1 protein-coding gene is annotated in these 737 nt (G+C 43.3%); it reads left to right on the plus strand.

Annotation, left to right across the window (positions count from 1 at the left end; translation table 11 throughout):
• Positions 1-737, plus strand: a 737-nt coding sequence (gene rho / locus B3V56_RS12505; protein ID WP_289284353.1) for a transcription termination factor Rho, incomplete at both ends; no start/stop codon positions are given.

Below are 737 nucleotides of genomic sequence, written 5' to 3' on the forward strand. Positions count from 1 at the left end.
CTGACAGAACTGAAAAAGCAGTCAGCTGCTGAATTAATGGAACTGGCTCTCTCCATGAATCTTGAGGGCTTAGCAAGAAACCGAAAACAAGAACTTATCTTTGCCATAGTCAAAGCGCACTCTAAACAAGGCGAAGATGTTATCACTACAGGTGTATTAGAACTCTTACCAGATGGTTTTGGTTTTTTAAGATCACCCGAAGATTCCTACGTTGCAGGTCCTGATGATGTTTATGTCTCACCTAGCCAGATTCGTCGTTTCCACCTTAGAACTGGCGACACAATAAAAGGTAAAATTCGTCCACCCAAAGATAGTGAGCGTTATTTTGCCTTGGTTAAAGTAGAAGAAATTAACTACGAAAAACCTGATAAGTCTAGAAATAAAGTCCCTTTTGAAAATCTCACGCCGCTCTTCCCCAATGAACGTTTTACATTAGAGCGGGGGAATGGAAGTACTGAAGACCTGACAGCACGTGTTATTGATCTTGCTTCACCACTAGGCAAAGGACAACGTGGTTTGATTGTTGCTCCGCCTAAATCAGGTAAGACAATGATCATGCAGTCAATCGCACAGTCAATTGCCTCTAACTATCCTGATAGTGATCTGATTGTGTTGCTGATTGATGAGCGTCCTGAAGAAGTCACGGAAATGCAACGATCTGTCAGAGGTGAAGTGGTCTCCAGTACGTTCGATGAGCCTGCCTCACGACACGTACAGGTTGCTGAAATGGTGATCGA

The sequence above is a fragment of the Methylophaga sp. UBA2513 genome, assembly GCF_002341285.1.
GTDB lineage: Bacteria > Pseudomonadota > Gammaproteobacteria > Nitrosococcales > Methylophagaceae > Methylophaga > Methylophaga marina.